The following is a 22,763-nucleotide window of genomic DNA, read 5'->3' as shown; positions in this document are numbered from 1 at the left end:
GATGAAAGAATTGAATTGCCTTGATTTAGTCGATCAGTCAGCGATCGCCATTGTTGGGATGGCAGGTCGCTTTCCAGGGGCGAAAAATCTCGATGAATTTTGGCATAACCTGAAAAATGGGGTGGAATCTATTTCCCAATTCTCTGTAGAGGAACTCCTAGATGAAGGAATAAACCCTGCATTGTTGAGCCAATCAAATTACGTTAAAGCTAACCCTTTTTTGGCAGATACTGAACTGTTTGATGCTCGCTTCTTTGGCTTCAACGACCAGGAAGCTGCCATCACAGATCCGCAACACCGGATTTTCCTAGAATGTGCTTGGGAAGCTATTGAAAGCGCTGGCTGCGATTTAGAAACTTACGAGGGTTTGATTGGTGTTTATGCCGGTTCGTGCATGAGCACCTATATGCTCAACAACCTCTATTCAAACCCTGACCTAAAACGCTCATTTGAGAGTTTCCAATCATTGAGCAGTTTCCAAATGAGGATTGGAAACGATAAAGATTCTTTGCCAACGCGGGTTTCTTACAAACTGAATCTCTGTGGACCTTCTGTCAATGTTCAAACCGCCTGTTCGACTTCTTTAGTAGCTGTTCACTTGGCTTGCCAAAGCTTGTTGCAAGGCGAATGCGACATGGTTCTAGCTGGTGGGGTTACAGTCCGGTTTCCTCAAAAGGCTGGTTATCTCTATCAACAAGAGATGATTTTTTCTCCCGATGGCCATTGTCGCGCTTTTGATGCCAAAGCCCAGGGAACTGTATATGGCGATGGTGTAGGAGTTGTGGTCTTGAAACGGCTCACAGATGCGATCGCCTCGGGTGACTGCATACACGCAGTTATCAAAGGAACAGCTATCAATAACGACGGTTCCAAGAAAGTTGGCTACACAGCTCCTTCTGTCGATGGTCAAGCAGCAGTGATTTCGGAAGCTCAAAACCTAGCTGAAATTGACCCCGAAACCATTAATTATATAGAAACTCACGGCACTGGAACACCTATTGGTGACCCAATTGAAATTGCAGGTTTAACAAAAGCTTTTCGTACCAGTACCCAGAAAAAGGGTTTCTGTGCAATTGGTTCAGTCAAAACAAATGTTGGACATCTAGTTTGGGCATCTGGTATAGCAGGGCTGATTAAGACTGTCCTAGCACTTAAACATAAATTAATTCCGCCCAGCTTGCATTTTGAACAACCTAATCCGAATATTGACTTTGCCAATAGTCCTTTTTATGTCAATACTAAGCTGTCGGAATGGAAAACTAACGGGACTCCCCGACGCGCTGGAGTTAGTTCCTTTGGCGTTGGTGGCACTAATGCCCATGTAATTCTGGAAGAAGCACCTTCGGAAAATGACGAGCAAAAGGCTATTGACGAAATTAACTCTTCTTTCCAGCGTCCGTTACATTTTCTAACTCTATCGGCAAAGACCCAAAAGGCGCTGCAAGAATTAGCACAACGCTATCAGGAGTTTTTAGGTAAAAATCCGACGGTAGCCCTTGCAAATGTTTGCTTTACTGCTAATACCGGGCGCACCCATTTTAACTACCGCTTAGCAGTAGTGTCGGAATCGATCGCACATTTGCAAGAGCAACTTGGTGCTTTTGCGGTTGGGGAAGAAAGAGTTGGACTGGTAAGCAAACAAGTAAGTAATCAGAAGTATCCAAAAATAGCGTTTTTATTCACGGGTCAGGGTTCCCAGTATCTCAACATGGGACGACAACTCTACCAGACTCAGCCTACCTTCCGCAACAGTCTCGATCGCTGTAATGAAATCCTGCGTTCCTACCTGGAAAAACCCCTGCTTGAAGTCTTATATCCAGAACCAGGAGAAACTTCACCCATCAACGAAACAGCATATACCCAACCCGCTTTATTTGCCCTGGAATATGCTCTCTTCCAATTGTGGAAGTCCTGGGGGATAAAGCCTGATGTCGTTATGGGTCATAGTGTTGGCGAATATGTAGCTGCTGTAAGTGCAGGGGTATTCAGTCTCGAAGATGGTCTGAAGCTAATTGCGGTTCGCGGACGCTTAATGCAGGCTCTACCACCTGATGGCAAGATGGTATCACTGCTGGCTTCCGAAGCCCAGGTGCAAGCGGCAATTCAACCCTACACAGATGAAGTTGCGATCGCTGCTATCAATGGTCAAGAGAGCATCGTCATCTCTGGTAGAAGTCAAGCCATAGAAAATGTCTGTGCCACCTTAGAAGCTCAAGGGGTGAAGACCAAAGCCTTAGAAGTTTCCCATGCGTTCCATTCCCCTTTAATGGAACCAATGCTAGCGGAATTTGCACAAGTCGCCAAAACGATCGCCTACTCGGAACCCCAAATCAAGTTAATCTCTAATGTCACGGGAGAATTTGCCACCTCTGAAATAGCAACCTCCGAATATTGGTGCCGTCACATCCGGCAACCCGTAAAATTTGCAGCGAGTATGGAAACACTTCATCAAAAAGGTTTTGAAGTGTTTGTGGAAATAGGATCGAAGCCAATCTTGTTGGGAATGGGTCGCCAGTGCATACCAGAATTCGGGGGAGTTTGGCTTCCTAGTTTGCGTCAAGGACAGCAGGACTGGGAGCAAATACTCCACAGTTTGGGCGAATTATATGTGCGCGGCGTAAAGGTAGATTGGTCGGGTTTTGACAGTGATTATTACCGCCGCAAGGTAGTATTGCCAACTTATCCCTGGCAGCGACAGCGTTATTGGATTGAACCGACTGCAAATAATGCGCTCGCGCCTTCCCAATCTTCGCTACCCAATTCATATCATCCTCTGCTCGGTCAACGGCTGCGATTACCATTTTCTCAAGAAATTCGCTTTGAATCCCTATTTAGGCTCGATCGACCTTCATATCTAAATGACCACAAGCTATATGGAACAGTAGTCGTTGCTGCGGCCTCCCATGTTTCAATGGTTTTATCGGCAGTTAAGGAAGCTTTTGGCACTGAATCCTGCGAAATACAGGAGTTGTATATACCACAACCTCTGATCCTATTAGAGCAAAGTCATCGGCTCGTGCAATTGGTTCTAACGCCTGAAGCTGAAGAAACTTCTTTCCAGCTAGTAAGCCTCAAAGCAGGGGAAGAACAAAACGATAATGATACTAATTCCTGGATGTTACACGCAACTGGAAAAGTTCGGCTCGCTGAAGAAATGTCAATTACAGCACCGAGTTGGCTGAGTTGGCAAGAAATTAAAGAGCGATGCGATCGAGAGATTTCTGGACAAGAATTTTACGCAGCTTTTGCGAGGATTGGATTCAACCAGGAATCTTCGTTTCAATGGCTGGAAACGATCTGGCGCAAAGGGGGAGAAGCTTTAGCAAAAATGCACCTTCCTCCTGATTTACCAGAGGACGCTTTAAGTGGTTATCAGCTTCATCCAGGTTTGATTGATTCTTGTTTTCAATTGTCATCTGTATGCTGGTTTGAGGAAAAAACCAGTAGCGATGCTATTTATATTCCTTTTCAAATAGCGGGCTTTAAGTTCTACAAACGTCCCAGTAATTTTAGTCAGCTTTGGTGTCATGCTCAAAAGCGGGAAAAAGACAGAGCGAATCCTCAAAGCTTGGTTGCAGATGTCACTCTGTTCGATGAGAACGGACTGATAATCGCAGAAGTAATTGGGTACGAGTGTCGCAAAGCAAGTCGTGCTGTATTGTTACGCAGTCTCCAAAACAAGAATTTAGGGGACTGGTTGTACGAGTTTGCTTGGCAACCCCAGCCGAGCGATCGCAATTTAGATCCGTTATCGACGGAGGCACCGGGCAGTTGGCTGATTTTTGCCGGCGCAGCCGGGATTGGGATCAAGCTCGCCGAACGGCTGACAGAACGGGGCGCGTCCTGTGTCCTGGTGTCTCCCGGACTCGCTTACGATCGGGCTTCGAGAGAGCATTATCGCCTTAATCCTTCCAATCCAAACGACTTCCAGCGCTTGCTAGAGGATACCGTCGGCGACAGTCAACCTCCTTATCGTGGGGTAGTTCACCTGTGGAGTCTGGAAGAGACACAGGCAGACTCCTTGGCGGCGTTACAAAATGCTCAAGTTTTGGGTTGTGGCAGCGTGTTACCTCTGGTGCAAGCGATAATTCAAGCTGGATGGTCTACTCTTCCCCGTTTGTGGCTAGTAACTCAAGGATCTCAGGCTGTAGAACCAGCGCTAGGTTCCCTGCAAATACAACAAGCTCCTGTTTGGGGATTAAGTCGCGTAATTGCAATGGAGCATCCAGAACTGCACTGCGCGTGTCTTGACTTACCGCCATTCGTTGAGGAAAGCGACATCCAACTCCTGTTAGAAGAACTGTGGTTCCCAGATTCAGAAAACCAGATTGCTTATCGTCAGGGAGTTCGTCACGTTGCTAGGTTAGTGCGACGTACTTTGCCGATCGACAAGAGTGCTGATTCAAAGCAGTTTTCTCTTCAAGCAAATAGCAGCTATTTGATTACTGGTGGTTTGGGTGCGCTGGGACTGAAAGTGGCTCAGTGGATGCTAGAGCAAGGAGCGAAGCATTTAGTTTTAATGAGTCGTCGTGGGGTAAGTGCGATCGCACAAGAAGCGATCGCTCAACTAGAACAAGCTGGGACTCAAGTTAATGTTGTCAAGGGGGATGTTGCTAATCCTTCAGATGTAGCTCGGATACTGGCGGAAATTCAAGCAACCGGGATACCGCTGCGCGGGATAGTTCATGCTGCCGGAGTTCTTGATGACGGGGTGTTGTTGCAGCAAAACTGGGAGCGTTTTACCCAGGTAATGTCTCCCAAGGTGGAAGGAGCATGGAATCTGCATACTTTAACCCAGAACCTGCCCCTAGACTTCTTCGTCTGTTTTTCCTCAGTCTCAGCATTGCTGGGCACGCAAGGTCAAGGAAACTATGCCACAGCCAATGCGTTCATGGATGCCCTAATCCATTATCGTCGGGGGTTGGGACTGCCTGGATTGAGCATCAATTGGGGTTCTTGGGCAGAGGCAGGAATGGCAGCCAACTTGGCGAGTCGCGACCAAATTCGCAGAGCGGCTCGCGGATCGGGCATGATTCCCCCCGAACTGGGATTGCAGGCGTTGGGAGAGTTGCTGGAACAAAATGCTGTGCAAGTTGGCGTGTTTTCGTATGATTGGTCGAAATTTCTCCAGCAATTCCCAAATCATGCTTACCCAGCTTTATTCTCGGATTTAGCTCACCAAGAGGTGCAGCAGCTAGAGAAAAGCAAGCAACTGCGAGTTAAACAACTTGAATTTTTGCGTCAAGTACAACAGGTAAGTCCAGAAACACGCCTGGAACTTTTAGTTGCTCATGTTCAAAAGCAAGTTGCTAAAGTTTTGGGGTGGAGTTCATCTCAACAAATAGCGATCGAACAATCATTAAATGAGTTGGGTCTGGACTCTTTGACCATCATAGAGCTAAGAAACTTGTTGGAGAGCAGCTTGAACGTTGTGTTGCCGCCCAGGAAGCTGCTTCAAAATCCCAACATTATTGAACTGGCAGAAGAGCTAGCCCAGCAATTGACACCAAAAGGTGCATCAGAATCAATTAAACACTCAGTTGTAAAACAGCCTGCAAGTAACTGGATAGCTTACCGTAAGTCAAAGCCAGATGCTCGTTTGCGTCTGTTCTGCTTCCACTACCTAGGAGGAGCAGCTTCCGTATTTAGGGAATGGTCAGATCACCTACCACCAGATATTGAAGTTTGCCCGATTCAGCTACCAGGGCGGGAAAATCGCATTAGCGAGCAACCGTTCACTCAGTTTGCGCCACTTGTGGAAACGCTGGCACAGGTTCTTATTCCCCATCTCGACAAACCTTTTGCTTTCTACAGTCACAGCATGGGAAATTTGATTGGTTTTGAAGTTGCCCATCTACTTCGCCAACAGTATGGTTGCAGCCCAATCCACTTGCTCGTTGGTGGATTTTTCGCTCCTCAAGCTGTTGCTTCTGCTAATCAGTTGCTGGACAAATCTTTTCTTGAAGAACGAATCCTGAAAAGAGGAGAAATCCCTCGCGAACTTCAGGAAGACAAACAGTTCATGGAGTATTTGATGTCTATTTGCAGATTAGACCATCAACTTTTGCAGAGTTATATTTACTCAAATAAAGAGCCATTGGACTGTCCAATTTCCGCTTGGGGTGGTGAACAAGATTCTTTGGTTAGTCAGGACGATATCTTAGGTTGGCATCAGCATACCAATAACACATTCAAACTGCATATGATACCAGGCAAACACTTGTTTCTAACAACCAATCGAAAACTTCTTTTGAAAGCCATATCCCAAGAGCTAATATTTAATTTATCACAAGTGATAAAAAATCACAGCCATTAAACAAAATTAAAATGGTTTAACGTGAAACAATTTCTTAACGTCACTGAGAATAGGGTTCAATAATTAAGAAAAATAATTGCGTAACAACTCTCGATATAACTCACAGCTAACAATTGCTTGATTCTCGACAAGATGCACCAATCCTAAACTTTTCAACTTAAACGCCACCTCAATCTTTAAATGGATTGGAGCCATTAAAACCTTTTGAAAAGCGTCAGCTAATTGAGGATGCTGTTGAAGGTTCAACAACTGATACTGAAGATGCTGTTGATAAATTCCAGTATCCCTCGTAGCATTTTGCATTAACGTTTGCACAGGAATCTTCAAGCGAGCACTTTGATACAATGCCAGTCGTATTAAATACGGAAAGCCACCAGTCAACTTCAGGAACCGATCGAGTTCAGGATTTGTGAGTTGAAATCCGTGACGTTTGGCTAAATCCTGCACCTGTTCTTGGTTAAAATTCGGCAGTTCGATCGCCAATCCTACATTAAACGGAGAGCGATGGGTGGGTAAAGCAATGTAAACTTCAACTGCATGAGCCATCACGACTCGTAACTTCTGCCAAACTGAAATGTCTTTTGTTTCCTCATACCAGGAACGCAACAGGGCGAAAAAATCACTAGCGAGTTCTGGGTACTCAAATAATTGGTCTACGCCATCTAGTGCTAGAACGATAGGGTTAGAGATTTCCTTGAGTAGATAGCCCTGAAAATAAATGGTGCTGTTAATCAAAGCTCCCATATCCTCGTCCCAGTAGTCATTTAATCTAGATGCCAAACCCAACTGCTGAGTGACATTGGTACAGAACCAGCGTAGGAAGCGATCGCTCGAAGCAAACACCTGTGTGCCAGCGCGATATAAGCTAAGTCGTACTGTGTAATAATTCTGACTGCTCCCATAATCCAGAATTCGGGCAATTAGGGAAGTCTTCCCCATCTTTCGAGGTGCAAAGATGCGAATGAACGCACGGGGTTGGAGAATTTCTTGATAGCAGATTTGTTCGATATTCTGGCGCTCAATGTATATACAGGAAACCAGGGGAACCTGTCCTTCAGGAGATTCTAAAACGTAATGTTCCGCAGTCAAGCCCGCCGCAGACATCGCTGTTGTTGTCTCAGTCGGCTGAGAATTATTCTGATTTACGAACTGCTGTTCTAGCAGCGATGGGAGATTTGTTTTATTAACTTTTTCACCGATCGCGTCTGAAAGCAACTGCCATAACTTAGGCGCAACTGTGAACTTAATATAGCTTTCAGAGTAGTTATTTTCTTCAGCTTGTTGAGCGTAAGTTTTTTTGTTTTCAAGGAGAGATTCTCGCAAGATTACTTTTTGAAGAAAGTTAAGCGAAACTCCTGTTTCTGTAGCAACTAACTGGATCGCAAATTCAACAAGTTTTTCAATATTTTTCATTCAAATAGCAACTTGCTAGTACATCACGGCGGAATAAACGACCAGCTAAAAAAGGTTAAAAAGCTTACTGTACAAGCTTTCTTCTCTTGTGCCTCCTGCCTCCTGCCTTCTTGCACTAGGTTGGGATATTCAAGGCTCCATTAGCTCTGAGCCACTGCTTCTGTTGGCCAGTTAACCCTTGAGCATCTGTAAAACACGCTCTTTTGACGCGAGAACCAGAAAAATCAGCACCCATTAACTGAGTATCTTTCAAGTTGACGTGTCTGAGATCGGTTTCAACCAGATTGGTATCTCTTAAAACTGCTCCCTCTAGATCGGCTTGAAATAGAGAAGCTCGCTTGAGAGTTGCACGGCTTAAGTCAGCCCCAACTAAGTTGGCTAACTCTAAAGTAACTCGGCACAAAATTGCTTCTGTCAAATCAGCATATCTCAAATCAGCCCCAACCAAATCCGCCTCGGTCAAATCAGCTCTCTTGAGAATAGTCTCATTAAGCTGGCTCTCTTGGAGATCGGCTCGCTGCAAGGAGGCTTGGCTTAAGATAGCACCTTCCAAATTTGTCTGACGCAAATTTGCTTCATCAAGGTTGGCTGCAGTAAAATCCGCCCCTTTCAAGTTTGCTTTCAATAAATTGGCTTGACTCAGAGTTGCTTGAACCAAACAAGCGCCTTCTAAAGAGGCTTCAGTTAAATTACCACCCTTTAAACAGGCAGAAGTTAGATTTGCCTGATTTAGGAGAGCATTACTCAGGTTAGCGTTAACTAATGTGGCTGACGTTAAATCCGCCCAAAAAAGGCTGCTGTAGAGCAGACTGGCTTGAGTTAAGTTTGCCTGTCTTAAGTTTGCTCGATTCAAATCTGTCCACATCAGATTTGTGTCCCTTAAATTGGTATAACTCAAATCAGCACTATTGAGGTTGGTATGACTAAAATCAATTCCATTTAGGTCAGCACCCTTCAGGTCAACTCGACTAAGGTTAAGATTTTCAAAATTTCGTTCCTGCTCAGCATACCGATTGAGAATGTCACTCGCATTAATTATGTTCATCAGGATTAATGAGGCATTGTTCGGCTTAACGGTGGTTTTTGAACAAGCTTGGTTGTGATGCCCTGCATTCATAGATTTGCCATTTCTACCGATACTTTATTTTCGCTTGTGTCTAAGAATGAGGCTGTATTTAAGATATTCATAACTTTTTGTTCAATTTTGCGAATTTAGCGAGTGATCGGGTGCATCCTAATAGCAGCAAAAATACCAGGATGCGATCGCTTCATCTACTTGACCCTGCTAGAGGTAAAGACCACTCATAAGCCTGCACTCGTCGTTTGCGAAACCCATTGCTGTGTAAATTGATTTAAAAAGTTTCATAATTTGCTGGCATTTAAGGGTAAATATTAAATATTTGTTTTTTATTTATTAGGCAAAAATTGCGTGCATCGCAGATAGATGTTGCCGGAGAACCTGATGATTTCAGATTCTCAGGCAATCGCTTTCATCTTCGCTGAACTGAATCCTTAAAGTGTCAGCTTACTCGTAGGCACCAAAGAACAAGTTACCAGGCGCTTGTGGGTTGTTACTCAAGTAGAAATCAGCAACTAGGTTCAGGTAGTCATTTTTCATGATTTTGCCATCCCCATCAAAATCCAACTTGGCAAAAATTTCTGCGGCTAAACTATCAGCCCCAATTCCGTGAATTTTGTACATGACTTTATATTCTTCAATACTGATTGCACCGTCCTTATCTACATCCTGAATGTCGTGAAACATACTTGCTATTTTCAGCCAGAGAAAGTCACTGTTGGGATCGTTCACTAACTTGTCTTGATAGGAAAGCCACTCATCTAAACTCACTTTATTGTCTGCGTTTGTGTCTGCCTCTTTTGCAAGATCCTCCCAGCGCTTACCATAAGTTGAGGAAATATATTCGTAGGTTTCTGAATCTTGTGTGATGTTGTAAGCTTCTGCAACACCATTGACAATTTTATCAAAATCGGACTTTTCCAAAAAACCATTTTTATCAACGTCAAAGGCATGAAAATAATAGGTCAATTTTTTCTTTTGAAGTTCAGTTAGCATGGATTTACTCGGTATCGAGAAAGCTAAACCAATAATAAACCTTTTTTTTACTTTTTTATCTTTCCAATAATAGGTTCCTACTTTTCCTACTTTTCCTACTTTTCCTACTTTCAAGTAAAGAATTATTCCTTTGTAAAAAACCTGTAAAAAGCTTGACTTCAATAACTTACTCTGATATAGATAGAACAAAGATATAAATAAAAAAATAAAAAGCTTAACCAAGTAGAGAAATAAAAAATGTTCAATCCCCTAAATCGCTTACCTAAGTTCCGTAATAGTTCACTAGGTAATTTCAAACTAGGTAATCTCAAACTGGGTAATCTCCAATTTGGCGGCTGGACAATTCAATCCAAGCTGCAAGCGTTGCTGCTAGGAGTTAGCCTCGGTTCTGTAGTTGTAGTTAGTGGAATTGGCTGGTATCAAACACAAGCTACCCTCAGAAACAAAATCGCCGAGCAGCTTGCAGGTGTAAGCAGCACCAAAGCCGAGCAGTTTGAGTCGTACTTTGAAAATTTGAACAACCAAGTGGGGATGCTGGCAGCAGACAGCAACGTTGTTAAAGCGATGGTGGAGTTGAATGGGGGTTTCCGCAACCTGGATCGCAACTTTATTCCCACCGAATGGGATACAGCTTTGGATGCTTACTACACCGAGCAGTTTTTCCCAAAATTGAAAAATAATCTAGCTCCACAAGAACTCAACCCCAGTGTCTATCGTCCCAGCGGACAAGCAGCTCGCTATCTCCAGTATCACTACATTGCTTCTAATCCTAATCCTGTCGGCAAAAAAGACAAGCTACTCGATGCTGGTGATGGCAGCAATTACAGCAAAGCTCATGCCAAATATCAAAAAATCTTTGCAGGAATTATCCAAAAATTCGGTTATTACGATTTATTTTTGATTAATCCTAAAACAGGGGATATCATCTATTCCTATTTTAAAGAGACAGATTTTGCGACTAATCGACTACAGGGTTTTTACGCCCAGAGTTCACTAACTGATTTGGTGCAGACAGTCCAGTCAAATCCTACACAAGGTAGCATTCAGGTTGCTGATTTCAAACCTTACCGCCCCTCTTATAACGCTCCAGCCTCTTTCGTGGCAACGCCCATTTATAGCGGTTCTAACATGATTGGCATTTTGGCAGTGCAAATTCCCATTGAAAAAATCGACCAGGCGATTAGCCGGAGTAATAATTGGGAAGGCAGTGGTTTGCAGAAAACGGGGGAAGCTTATTTAGTCGGACCCGATTCCCTAATGCGTTCGACATCCCGTTTTTGGGTTGAAGACCCCAAAAAATATCAAAACGTGGTTCGTTACACGGGGACTGACGAGATAACTCTGCAACTGATGGAGAAATTTAACACTACCATTGGCTTACAGAAAATCAACTCGGCAGCCGCCCAAGCCGCCTTAGCAGGGAAACAAGGCATGATGGTAGGCCGCAACTATCGGGGGGCAGAGGTATTGAGTTCCTACTCTCCCTTGAAGTTGAACGGTTTAAATTGGGCGATTCTGGCAGAGATGGAGGTGGGGGAAGCTTATCGTCCGCTTTACACGTTGCAGGTAATTTTGCTGATTGCGGCGGTGCTTTTCCTACTGGGGACGGCGTTTTTAGCGGCAATTGCTGCGAGGATTTTTACTTCTCCCCTGCGCCGCTTGACTGAGAGTGCTCGAAAACTTAGTGCCGGGGAACTGGATGTGGACGTTGAGGTGAAATCACAAGACGAGTTTGGGGAATTGGCAACAGAGTTCAAAGAGGTGGCGAACAAATTACGCCAAACTGAAGAGCAACTGGAAACCAAGAAGCAAGAAAATGATATTCTCTTGCAGAATATCCTACCAAGCGCGATCGCCAAACGCAGAGAACAAGGAGAGGTGAACATTGCTGACAATCTCAAGCAAGTAACCATCCTCAATGCTCATCTGGCTGGTCTTTCTCCGTTAAATAAACTTCTGTCACCGCAAGAGATGACAGAATTGCTCACCAAACTATTTGATGAATTTGACGCAGCAGCAGAAGGCTACGGGTTGGAACGACAGAACTCTCTGAGTACAGGCTATATGGCGGTTTGCGGACTCAGCGAAGTTAGATTTGACCACAGCAAGCGAACTGTTGATTTTGCCCTAGCCATGATCGAGATTATCCAGCGTCTGAATGTTAATTATCATTCTGCCTTGGCTTTACGCATCGGCATTAATGCAGGTCCTGTGACAGCAGGGGTAGTAGGAACACAGAGACTTGGGTACAGCATTTGGGGAGAAACAGCATATATAGCAAGCAGTCTCCAGAGTAAAGCTGATTTTAACTATATTTTACTGACTCAAAGTGTTTACGAACGCATAGCAGATAGCTACACATTCATCCAAAACCCTGGAATGAAAATTCAAGGACTAGGAGAAGTAGAAACCTGGACGCTGATAACCACCAGGAAGTTAGTTCCCAGTCAGGTGGAGCTGGTTCAATCATCCTTTGCCAAAGTGAAACCTATTTCTGAGAAGGCTGCCGAACTTTTCTACCAACGACTGTTTGAATTAGCACCTTCCTTTCGTTCTCTATTTAAAGGGAATATGAAAGACCAGGAACGTAAGCTAATGGCTACGCTTGCTCTCGCAGTCGATGGTTTGCGTCAACCAGATAAGATTATCGGTTCCGTCCAGAATCTGGGTCGCAGCCATGCGGGCTATGGTGTCAAGGCTGAATACTACGATATTGTCGGCGAGGCGTTGCTGTGGACGTTAGCGCAAGGACTGGGTGAAGAGTTTACTATGCCAGTACGAAAGGCATGGGAAGAAGCCTACATATTCCTGAGCGAAATTATGAAAGAAGCAGCAGCAGAACTTGAGTTGGAAAAAATAGGTGTTTGAAGGAGGCAGGGGGCAGGAGGCAGGAGGCAGGAGGTAGAGGGAAGAAGGCAGGAGGCAGAGGGAAGAAGGCAGCAAGTAGGAGGTAGGAAGTAGGAGGGTTTTAAGATTTGATTTTTTGAATGCTTGACACTAAAATTCCTTGAAATCTATCGACTTCTTCCAAAACAGGAGTAAATAGTTCAGGAGATGCTAATCCGACTTCCTTGGAAATAATCAACTGAGTGTCAAGTTCTCGAAGCGAACCTAAAGCAATGTGTAGAAAGTGGATATATTCGGAGGCAGGAGTTGAAAGGCAGGAGGCAGGAGGTTAAAATAATACCTTGTTCTAGGTTTTAGATATTAAAAAACCGTTGTTTCTTCCCTCCTGCCTTCTGCCCCCAGCCTTCTGCCTCCTCACTTGTTAATCCGTAAAGTTCGGATTTTGGGAAGTTTTCGGTAAGGCGATAGCAGTTAATCGCAAGCTTGACTCCACGCTGCCAGATAAATTGCTCTCTGTAGCTCATGATAAACGAAGTTTGAAGTAGGAAGTTGGGAGAAACTAAACTAAACAATTATAAACCTTCTGCTTTCTTCCCTCTACCTTCTTCCCTCTACCTTCTTCCCTCTACCTTCTCCTGCCTTCTCCTGCCTTCTCCTGCCTTCTCCTGCCTTCTCCTGCCTTCTCCTGCCTTCTCCTGCCTTCTCCTGCCTCCTGCCTCCTCCTGCCTCCTGCCTCCTGCCTCCTGCCTCCTGCCTCCTGCTACTTACCGTTTATTGTTCGTTAAAAAACACTCATGGATAAATCACTTCTGGGATGGCTATTGCTTTTAGGACTAGGATTTCCCTTGTTTGGTATACTGCTTGGTGAAGCATCCTCAAGATTGGAACGGCAGCAGCACCCCTTAGCAATTGGTCTGCGTCAGGTGCGCGAGTATGTGTTACCGCCGTTGGCCGTAATCTTGGTAATGCGACAGCTTTTAAGCATTGCTGGCAAAGATTCCTGGGCACGTTTTGTCGAAACGTTAACTTGGGTTGCCGTTATTGTAGCGGGACTTTCTTTAGTCAACGCCCTACTAACGACAAAAAAAGAACCGATCAAATGGCAAATTCATGTACCTAACCTGTTTTTTCAGGTAGCTAGGGCGTTAGTAATCTTAGGCATTGGCTATCACATTCTTAATGGAATTTGGGAGATAAGTTTTACTGGTTTGGGTTCGAGTGTGGGGATAGCTTCAGCGGTAATTGCCCTCGCGCTGCAAGATACCCTCAGCAACTTGGTATCAGGATTGCTGCTACTATTTGCTAAACCCTTCAGAACCGGTGACTGGATTGAAGTAGACGGAAATAAGGGGCGGGTACTCGAGCAAAATTGGTGGTCGGTTACTATAGCCGGTCCTGGCAGGAAATTAAACATTCCCAATGGGGTATTGTCGAAGGCAAGCATCACCAATTTCGGTCAGGGAGCAATCTTTAAAAATATCTCCGCCAGCTTTTCTTATGACGACTCTCCTAATGAAGTAATTCCAGCACTAAATAGCTTGTTCGAGGGTATAGATCTGATCGAAGGCAAAGGTTTTGCTGAGGTGAGTTCCTATGGAGACTCCAGTATCACCTACGACCTTTGGTATAAAGTGCTGCCTGAAAAAGCTGCTATCGTTGCCCCGGAACTCAAATCCCGGCTTTACTATCTAACCAAACGTTATGGTTTTACCTCCCCCTATCCGATCACAGTCCAGTACAGCGTCGATGCTCAACAAGGAATACCGAGCCGGATTCCTCAAGTATTAGAGAACCGCCAACAGGAATTGGCAACTTATTTGCGATCGCTGCCTTATTTCCTAACGCTCAATGACACTCAGATTGAAAAATTAGCCCAACGAGCTAGATTTAAAAGCTACGGCCAAGGTGAGCTAATTATTCAGGAAGGCAAAGAAGACGAGGGACTTTATATTATGTTCAAGGGTACCGGCCAGGCTTACCTAAAAGATGAAAAAGGCGATCGCAAGGTAGTGGACGAGCTGGAACTTAACGAAGCGTTTGGTGAAATGGCTATCTTTCCAGGAGAGGTAAGTCCAGTTACAGCCGTTGCTAATGAAGATATTGAGGTTGTAGTCATTCCAGCAGCACACATTATCGCAGCAATTGAATCTAACAACAAATTTGCCTCAGAATTTATCGAATATATTGAAGAACGCAAAAAAATTGTTCTACTTGCCAAAGGAATTAAGGAGGATGTGAAGCCGCCGATTAACAATGGTAGCAGAGTGCAAGTGAGAAGATAGTTGAGCAACCGCCAATCAATATATGTCATCAATCAAAATGAGAAGAAGCAGAGCCAAAAATTACCTGAATTACTTATTTTCGCTCGGCATAGTTTTCCTATTAACAGCCTGCGCTGGTCAATCAAAAAGCTCAAAAGCAAATATTGACGATCGAGCTAGTGCGGACAAATCTTTAAAAGAGAACTTGGGTATTCAGAAAGTCGAGGGGAAATTAATTAAATCACCCTCAGTTCAAGACTCAGCTAAACAGGGCATTGTGCTTCCAGAGGTACAACCCATAGAACTAGAAGGAACAGTGACAATATCGGGAAGTCAGGTAGTTTTACCAATTAGTCAAGCTATTGCTCAACGCTTTATCCAAGACGGGTATCCTAGCAAGATTAATCTCGCTGGTATTGATACTCAAATTGGCTTCAAGCTATTTTGCGAGGATAAAAAGGTAGATATTGTCAATGCAGTTCGCCCGATAACCAGTCAGGAGTCAGCAGCCTGTACTAAGTCAGGTGTTGAACCAATAGGCTTTCAAATTGCCACCGATGCTGTGACTATCGTAGTTAGTTCTCAAAATAGTTTCCTCCCAAACAGTCTGACGCGCGACGAACTGGCAAAAGTATTCACTGTTCAAAAGTGGTCAGATGTCAATCCCAAATGGCCACAAGAGCTGATTAAACGCATTGTCCCAGCCGGGGCTGCTACGGGGGGCTCAGTTGACCTGCTTTCCCAAGTTATTCTCAAAGGGAACGTTAGCCAACTTACTAATGCTCCCAATACGGTATTTTATGACTTTGTAGAGCAGTTGCACTCAGAAGCTTTAATTAATCCTTACATGGTTGGCTTTTTAGAATATAGCTCCTATCAACAAAACCGCGACAAAGTGAGGGCGATCGCTATCGATCGAGTAGACCCTTTCCTATCAACATATCCGATCACTCGTCCGCTGTATATTTATGCGGATGCCAAAGCGATTCGGCAACGACCGGAAGTAGAAGGATTTGTGAACTATTACTTGACCTATGTGAACGAAGAGATTTCTACTCTGGGCTATTTTCCAGTTAAACCAACCGTGTTGGATGAGTCAAAAACTAAGTTTTTACAATTGAAATGAACAAGAAAGCAACAACAACTAAAAAAATGATAATTTCCTGCATCACTACTTCCTGGAAAATTTCAATAATTGCAGGAATAGCTGTGCTAGCCTCATCTGTTTATTTGGGTGAGGCTCAAGCTCAATCTCTCACTAACAATAGAAGTTTATCTCCGAAGGCAGGAGCCACTGAGAAAGCTCATAAAGCCTCCTGCCTTCTGCCTCATCCCTCCTGCCTCCTCCCTGTTTCATTAATCGCCCAAAATCTAGGGGGAATAGTACGAAAGATTCCCCTGGAAGAAGTAGCACTTCCAGCAATGTCTTCAGCCAAAACAGCAACCAATGCTGCATTTAGCCAAGCTCGAATTGAACTGAAGTCAGATGGTTCGTTAATATACATACTCAGAGGTAAAAACCAACAAGGCTTTGAAGTTGAAGTACAAGTTACTCCCACTGGCACTCTTATTCAAGTTGACGAGCAAATAGAGTCCAGTGGAGTCCCTGAAATTGCTCTAAAAGCTTTCAAAAAATGGGCACCAAATGACCCACTTATCAGCACTTGGCGGAGTACCCGTCTTGGAGAATTTTTCTATCAATTTGTTATTCGGGATTTTTGGTTAGAAATTGCTGCCGATGGTAATAAAGTCGTCATTTACCGCAAAAAAATCAATATTTAGCACATCAACAGTCAAAATATACAATGTGGCGGTACAGATCCATGAAGACATTTACGATCCGTAATTGGCAGAGAATTGTCGCTGCCACACTAACTGCAACAACAATTGCTTTCACTACTAATGTTGCTGGAGTCCAATTACTTAAGGGTGGTGGCGCTTCTTTTTCCGAACCTCTTTATCAGCGCTATAGCGTTGAATACGAACGGGAAACAGGCGTCAAGTTTAACTATAGTTCCATTGGCAGTGGTGGTGGCATTCGGTTGTTCATGAATAAAACTGTAGACTTCGGAGGTACTACTTTAATTCCCACTCCTATTGAGAAAAATCAGATGGAAGATGGGTTGCTGATGGTACCCACAGGAGGAGGGGCAATAGCTATTGTTTACAACCTTGAAGATGTGACAGCCGATGTCAAGTTATCTCGCGAGCAACTGGCCCAAATATTTACAGGTAAAATTGCCAATTGGAACCAGGTTGATTCCCGTTTTCCTAACAAAAAGATTCAAGTTGTCGTTCAATCCGACAGTAGCGGTACTACATTGACTCTCACTAAATACTTGCGAAAAATTACGGGTGGAAAGATAGAAGCGACGCGGGCACCTAATTGGGGATTTCAGGTTTTCGCTGCCCTTCCTCAAGATAGTGGAGTAGCTGGAGAAGTACGAAGGATTGATGGTGCGATTGGCTATGTCCAAACAAGCTTTGCTCGTAAGAACAATCTGGCTACAGCTAGGATTGAAAATCGGGCTGGTCGTTACGTGGAACCTACTTTGCCAGAGACGGAAAAAGCCCTAGCTAATATCAAGTTTAACGATGACTTCACCACTGAAGATATTGATGACCCAGAAGATGGCTACCCTTTGGTTAGTTTGAGTTGGCTACTGTTCTATGAAAAGTATCCCAACGAAACTCTTGTCCAAGCCAATAAGAACTTGTTGACATGGATTCTAACTAAGGGTCAAGCATTTAATCGAGAGCTAGGGTACACGAAAATTCCCGAAGATGTAGCTAATAAAGTGATTGAAACTGCCAATAATGAATTGAGAGTTCGTCCTTAATGAAGTGAAGGAGGCAGGTGGCAGGTGGCAGGTGGCAGGAGGAAAGAGGAAGAAGGAAGGAGCCAGAAGAAGTGTTTTTACAAATATGAGATGCTCCTCAAGAGGCAGGAGGGAAGAGGCAGGTGGCAGGAGGAGCTTTCTCAGTAGGGGATTCGACTTCTCCTGCCTTCGGTCTTAAACCCTTGCTCCCTCCGATGTGGCAGGAAACAGAGGGCGGTTTTCCTTCTGCCTCCTGCCCTCTGCCTCCTGCCTCCTACCTTCGGAGATAAAAAGGTTTGTTATCCATTGTATGTACGATCAAAAAGATAAATCATGAGCAAATTGAGTCTGCCATTGTCGCTAACCTCATTAATACTGGGTTGTAATTTGTTAATATTAGCTCCGGTCTTGGGGCAAGCAAATCTTGCCGATATTCCAGTACCCGAATTTCAAACAACTACAACTACAACTACAAACTTGCCAGAGAAGAATGAGGCTACTGAGCAAGTTATTAGATTGGCAGACACTTCAGGTGTTATGGTTACATCAACTGATGAAATTAACACGACTAACGAATCTCTGCGTCCATCATCTGTAACAACTTTTAACTCAAATGATTTGGGGGAAGAATCCCAAGACTTGTCGGTTAGTAATCTTGAACCCTCGAATATCTCCCCAACTCCTCTTGGAAAGGAAGAGGCCTATGTTCCCCCCTTTTTAAGCCGGAGGGAAGCTGAGGAAGTTAGGAGCGAAGCTGAGGAAGTTAAGGGCGAAGTTGAAGAAGTTAGGAGGGATCGAATCTTATCCGAGAAGTATTTGGAAGCATCGTTCAGTAATTCAAATGTGATTTCCACCACGTTGGAAAACCAAGTATCTTCTGGTAATAGGTTGCCCTCAGTAACCTCTAATGATGAACCTCAAGTCCAAGAAATTCCTACTAACCAATTACAACTGCCCCAACTATATAGCCAACCACCAGATGTTATGCAGGAAGTTACCAGTGTCACAGACTTGCGAGATGTTAGTCCGGGAGATTGGGCTTATGAAGCGCTGCGAAGCTTGGTAGAAAAATATCGCTGTATTGCTGGTTCTGGTCAAGGTACTTTTCAGGGTAATCGTGCTATAACCCGTTATGAATTTGCTGCTGCCTTGAATACTTGCTTGATAAAAATTGGACGTATAATTTATAGCTTGAGCAATACATTCCCCGATCGAGAAGAATTGGCAGTTGTACAAAGGCTACAAGCAGATTTTGCTACTGAACTGAAAAACCTCACAACTAAAATAGATAATTTAGAACAGCGAGTAGACTCTCTAAACGACAATCAGTTTAGCACTACTACAGTTCTCCGTGGGACAGTAGATTTTAATTTAATTAGTGCTTTTGGAGACGAGAAAGCTGTTCCTTCTGGAGAAAATCCCAGGGACGATTTGAATGAAAATCTTACCCTATCAGCACGGGTAAATCTCAACTTTGACACCAGTTTTACAGGTCGAGACCGATTACGCACTAGCATTCGAGCTGGAAATGTCAGCAATTTTGGTAGTAGTGTTACTGGAACAGATATGACTCGCCTGATTGGTGCCGTTGACACTAGCAATAATCTTAGGCTAGGCTCGTTGTTTTATGAGTTTCCTATAGGTAAACGCGGTAAAGTAGCGATCGCACCTCTTGCAGATTTTCCGACTCGCATTTTTCCTGCCCTTAATCCTGTTTCTTCTATTTCCAATTTTGGTGCTGAAAGTCCTATCTATTCGTTTGCTTTTGGTACGGGTGCTGTAGTATACTATAACTTTACCGATAAAATTGCCGCCGGTGTCAGTTATTTAACTACGAGTGGTAGCAATCCTGTTGAGGGACTTTTTGGCGGTCAATATACTGCTTTAACTCAGTTAACTTATACTCCATCTAATCGGTTAGCGATCGCTTTTACTTACGGTCACTACTACGCTCCAGAACCTGGTTCAACTGTTAATGTAACGGGGAGTAAGGGCAGTAGATTTGCTCAGTTACCTTTTGGAGAAAGTACAGCGACTTCTTCTAACGCTTATGGGTTACAATCTACTTATAAGTTGAGCAATAAGTTGATTTTAGGCGCTTGGGTTAGCTATTTTAATGCTAGGGCTGAGTCTTCGCCCCGTGTTAATGATTTAGATGGTTCAAGGGGATCGAGTGCCGATATCTGGAGTTGGGCAGTTACTGCGGTAGTGCCAGATTTAGGTAAGTTAGGTAGTCAGTTAAATTTTGTCTTTGGTATGCCTCCAAAGGTGACAAGTAATGATGTTTCTTCTCGGTTAGACCGCGATAGTTCGCTGCATTTTGAGCTATCTTATCGTTATCCACTTACTAACAATATCTTTATTACTCCCGGAGTCTTGTTGATTACTAATCCCGAGCATAATGCTGCTAATGATAGTATTTGGATTGGATTATTCCGAACTACTTTTACGTTTTAATTAAAAGGGAAGTGAAATAGGTATGGCGAATTATAATGATAATATAGTCAATGCTCAATCATATTGGGACAAAGGTTATGCATTTTTTCGTGGTATTTTCAATACCGAGGAAGTAGCAGGCTTACAGCGAGAAGCCGATCGCATTTGGGGACTTGATTTAATAAATAATAATAATCTCAGAGTTGAATTTAGAAAGTCTCTATTGAATGAATATATTCCAGATCGGCTCGATCCAGTGTTGGATATTTCTCCGCTATTTTCAGAGATTGTTTTTAACAAGCGATTGCTACATATAGTACAGAGCTTGCTCAAGTCAAGAATTTTCATAAATGAGCAAGTACAAATTTTACGTTGTAAACTAATTATGAAAGAGCCAGGAACACCTGGATATGCGTTACACACAGATTATCCATATTGGAAATTTCTTGGGTTAGATCCTAATCATTTTATTACTGTTTTTATAGCTATTGATGATGCAGAGGAGCAGTCAGGATCTCTTGCAGTATATCCTTATACTCATACTATGATTTTACCTGTAAACCCAAAAGACGAGTTTGATATTGATGAGGAAGAGTTCAGCAAGTTGGGACTGGTCTCTATAATTCCAGAACTTAAGGCGGGCGACGTTCTAGCGTTTCACTCTCTCCTGGCTCACAAAAGTGGGATGAACCTTTCTTTACATTCTAGGCGTGTACTGATTCCTACTTATGTTCCAGCTACATTTCAATCAGGAAAGGCTTACGATAAATATTATGAATGGTATATACAGGGTCGAAAAGCAATGCAAGATAGACCTGGTGGGTCTTTTTTAAAATAAGGTTCAGAAATTCAAGGTGTAGATCCGAGGTGGGGTAAAGCTCTTTCTCTCAAAGTTCTAGGAGGTTTGACACAAAAAGGTAAGTCTTGAAGTGTGATAGATGTGGCGAATGAAGAGTCTAATTTATTTGAGAATAGTGCACCTTTAATTGCTATAGATATATTTCTTGACTTTTTATTCAATTCAAATGCCCCAACTTGACTATTAAATCTATTCAAATTTTGTAAAAAAAACTAATTTTGTTTTTGTAGTTCAGGACAGATCCTACGTTTAGCTGGCCGCTTCCTTATAACTGATAAGCCAATATTCACAATATTCTGACAACGTGCTATCCGGATATTTTTATACCATCTTAGTCAATCCAGTTGTGCGCGACTTTAACACACTTTTAAGACTTAATATAATTTTTTTGTTGAACATCACCAGTCGTTTGGTTTTGTTTCAAGAGTTTCTGAACAAAGGATTTACTCACATCAAAACGAGTGGCTCCTTTCCCAATTTATGTCTCACCTTGTTCATATGCTTTAACTTTTTTAAGGAAACTAGCTCGATCGAATAAGGTTTCATTTTTTTTCTGATTTACTCAATACAGTGTATACAGCACTTCCGGATGTTATGAGGTACAGTAGCAGCAATTAGTAAACCAGGGTAGTGCTAAACAAGTAATGATGCATTGTAATAATGGATGAAATACCAGATTGCACCGATATGATTTTCTAAACATTTTGAAAAGGACAAAGTTTTTCGGACTAGCCGAGACACCCGTTGCCTCAACGTATTGTTGAAGCGCTCTTCGGTAGCTGGTGAGAGCCTGTTTCTTTTCCCACCGCTGTCCGGTCGTTTGGTCGGTAGAACAGCCCCATACGCTGCCCAAAAGTCCGTGTATGCAACTGCGCATTGGCGGTAGACAGGTGGTAACGATTGCCACAATTGGCGGGCTGCAGCTTCATCCAGGCTTCCAATGTAAACACCCACAATCTCGCGGGTGTCTGCATCCAGGGCCAACCAGACCCACTGTTTGTTTCCCTTGTTATCGACAAAGGACCACAACTCATCACACGCTCATGGTTAGCCTCCCCTTTTTTTTTGTGTCACTTGGACTTGGCGTGACACCGCAGCATATTTCTCATTGATGTAGGGAAAGTAGCCATTGCTCAGACACCGCTTGTTGCACGGGCAATGCCAGCCAGGGAAATGCGTTCCAGCAGCAAGCGGTCAATCAATGCCCGGGTTGCTGTATCAATCACTTTCTTGTGCGGATGCAAGGGCAAATTGCCGTCCACACTCATGACACTTAAAGCGCTGTTTACCGTTGTGGATGCGACCGTTTTTGACAGTTCGGGAAGATGTACAGATGGGACAAGCAGGCATGAGCAGACAAAGATAACCAGGAAATCAACTTTAACTCTTATATCACTTATCATTACATCTTGAGCGCTACCGTAAACCAGTTCTTGAGATGTTTCGGATTCATTAAATCAAGAGCCACAGCAATTATGGTGTCAACCATTTTAGTGGTGGTTGGTGAAAACTGTCGCAATAAAGATTTGAGTTGCGACCACCATAATTCAATTGGATTAAAATAGGCGTGAGTATGGGGACAAACACAAGATAGAAGCACCCACCGCTTCAATCATAGGCTTAATTGAATCTACTTTATGCGCTGGTAAGTTATCCATCACTATAGTTATTTCAAATAAAAATGAGACACACTCGTTGCACAATAAGCGCGAATAATCACATCAAGAGATGTGGCAGA

General features: G+C 43.5%; 12 protein-coding genes and 1 pseudogene. 8 read left to right on the top strand and 5 right to left on the bottom strand.

What is annotated here, in order from left to right; all coding sequences use genetic code 11:
• The first annotated feature begins 1 nt into the window (after position 1).
• Positions 2-6,316, top strand: coding sequence for an SDR family NAD(P)-dependent oxidoreductase (locus QUA99_RS22930; protein WP_333241221.1), 6,315 nt, complete (start codon positions 2-4; stop codon positions 6,314-6,316).
• Between the two features lie 63 nt (positions 6,317-6,379).
• Here QUA99_RS22930 and QUA99_RS22925 read toward each other — a convergent pair whose 3' ends face one another.
• The 3 genes from QUA99_RS22925 to QUA99_RS22915 form a co-directional block, all read right to left on the bottom strand.
• A complete protein-coding gene (locus tag QUA99_RS22925; protein WP_333241219.1) occupies positions 6,380-7,729 on the bottom strand; it encodes an AAA-like domain-containing protein in 1,350 nt (449 codons plus the stop codon).
• Between the two features lie 115 nt (positions 7,730-7,844).
• On the bottom strand, positions 7,845-8,846 hold the full coding sequence (locus QUA99_RS22920) for a pentapeptide repeat-containing protein (RefSeq protein ID WP_333241217.1): 1,002 nt from the start codon (positions 8,844-8,846) through the stop codon (positions 7,845-7,847).
• Between the two features lie 408 nt (positions 8,847-9,254).
• Complete coding sequence (locus QUA99_RS22915; protein WP_333241216.1) at positions 9,255-9,917, bottom strand: EF-hand domain-containing protein; 663 nt, start codon at positions 9,915-9,917, stop codon at positions 9,255-9,257.
• Positions 9,918-10,040: 123 nt separating this feature from the next.
• Between QUA99_RS22915 and QUA99_RS22910 the strand changes: the two genes are divergently transcribed.
• Entirely contained in the window at positions 10,041-12,671 is a 2,631-nt protein-coding gene (locus QUA99_RS22910; RefSeq protein ID WP_333241214.1) for an adenylate/guanylate cyclase domain-containing protein, read from the top strand.
• Positions 12,672-12,771: 100 nt separating this feature from the next.
• Here QUA99_RS22910 and QUA99_RS33235 read toward each other — a convergent pair whose 3' ends face one another.
• Positions 12,772-12,939, bottom strand: coding sequence for a four helix bundle protein (locus QUA99_RS33235; protein ID WP_445251035.1), 168 nt, complete (start codon positions 12,937-12,939; stop codon positions 12,772-12,774).
• 505 nt (positions 12,940-13,444) lie between these two features.
• Here QUA99_RS33235 and QUA99_RS22900 point away from each other — a divergent pair.
• From QUA99_RS22900 to QUA99_RS22875, 6 genes are all read left to right on the top strand, one after another.
• Positions 13,445-14,932 (top strand): mechanosensitive ion channel family protein, encoded by a 1,488-nt coding sequence (locus QUA99_RS22900; RefSeq protein ID WP_333241210.1) that lies wholly within the window; start codon positions 13,445-13,447, stop codon positions 14,930-14,932.
• Positions 14,933-14,954: 22 nt separating this feature from the next.
• The gene (locus QUA99_RS22895; RefSeq protein ID WP_333241208.1) at positions 14,955-16,037 is read left to right on the top strand and encodes a substrate-binding domain-containing protein; all 1,083 of its coding nucleotides are present in this window, start codon (positions 14,955-14,957) and stop codon (positions 16,035-16,037) included.
• Positions 16,034-16,693, top strand: coding sequence for a hypothetical protein (locus QUA99_RS22890; RefSeq protein WP_333241206.1), 660 nt, complete (start codon positions 16,034-16,036; stop codon positions 16,691-16,693). Before QUA99_RS22895 ends, QUA99_RS22890 begins: the two co-directional genes overlap by 4 nt.
• A 41-nt stretch (positions 16,694-16,734) precedes the next feature.
• A complete protein-coding gene (gene pstS, locus QUA99_RS22885) occupies positions 16,735-17,751 on the top strand; it encodes a phosphate ABC transporter substrate-binding protein PstS (protein WP_333241205.1) in 1,017 nt (338 codons plus the stop codon).
• Between the two features lie 312 nt (positions 17,752-18,063).
• Positions 18,064-20,187 (top strand): iron uptake porin, encoded by a 2,124-nt coding sequence (locus tag QUA99_RS22880; protein ID WP_333241204.1) that lies wholly within the window; start codon positions 18,064-18,066, stop codon positions 20,185-20,187.
• A 22-nt stretch (positions 20,188-20,209) separates the two neighbouring features.
• Positions 20,210-21,004, top strand: coding sequence for a phytanoyl-CoA dioxygenase family protein (locus tag QUA99_RS22875; RefSeq protein WP_333241202.1), 795 nt, complete (start codon positions 20,210-20,212; stop codon positions 21,002-21,004).
• 654 nt (positions 21,005-21,658) lie between these two features.
• Here QUA99_RS22875 and QUA99_RS22870 read toward each other — a convergent pair.
• Positions 21,659-22,375, bottom strand: a pseudogene (locus QUA99_RS22870) (IS1 family transposase).
• Positions 22,376-22,763 lie beyond the last annotated feature (388 nt).

The sequence above is a fragment of the Microcoleus sp. F10-B2 genome (genome assembly GCF_036704965.1).
GTDB lineage: Bacteria > Cyanobacteriota > Cyanobacteriia > Cyanobacteriales > Microcoleaceae > Microcoleus.
The sequence above is the reverse complement of the archived record's forward strand: the minus strand, read 5'-3'. Positions and strand labels throughout refer to the sequence as shown.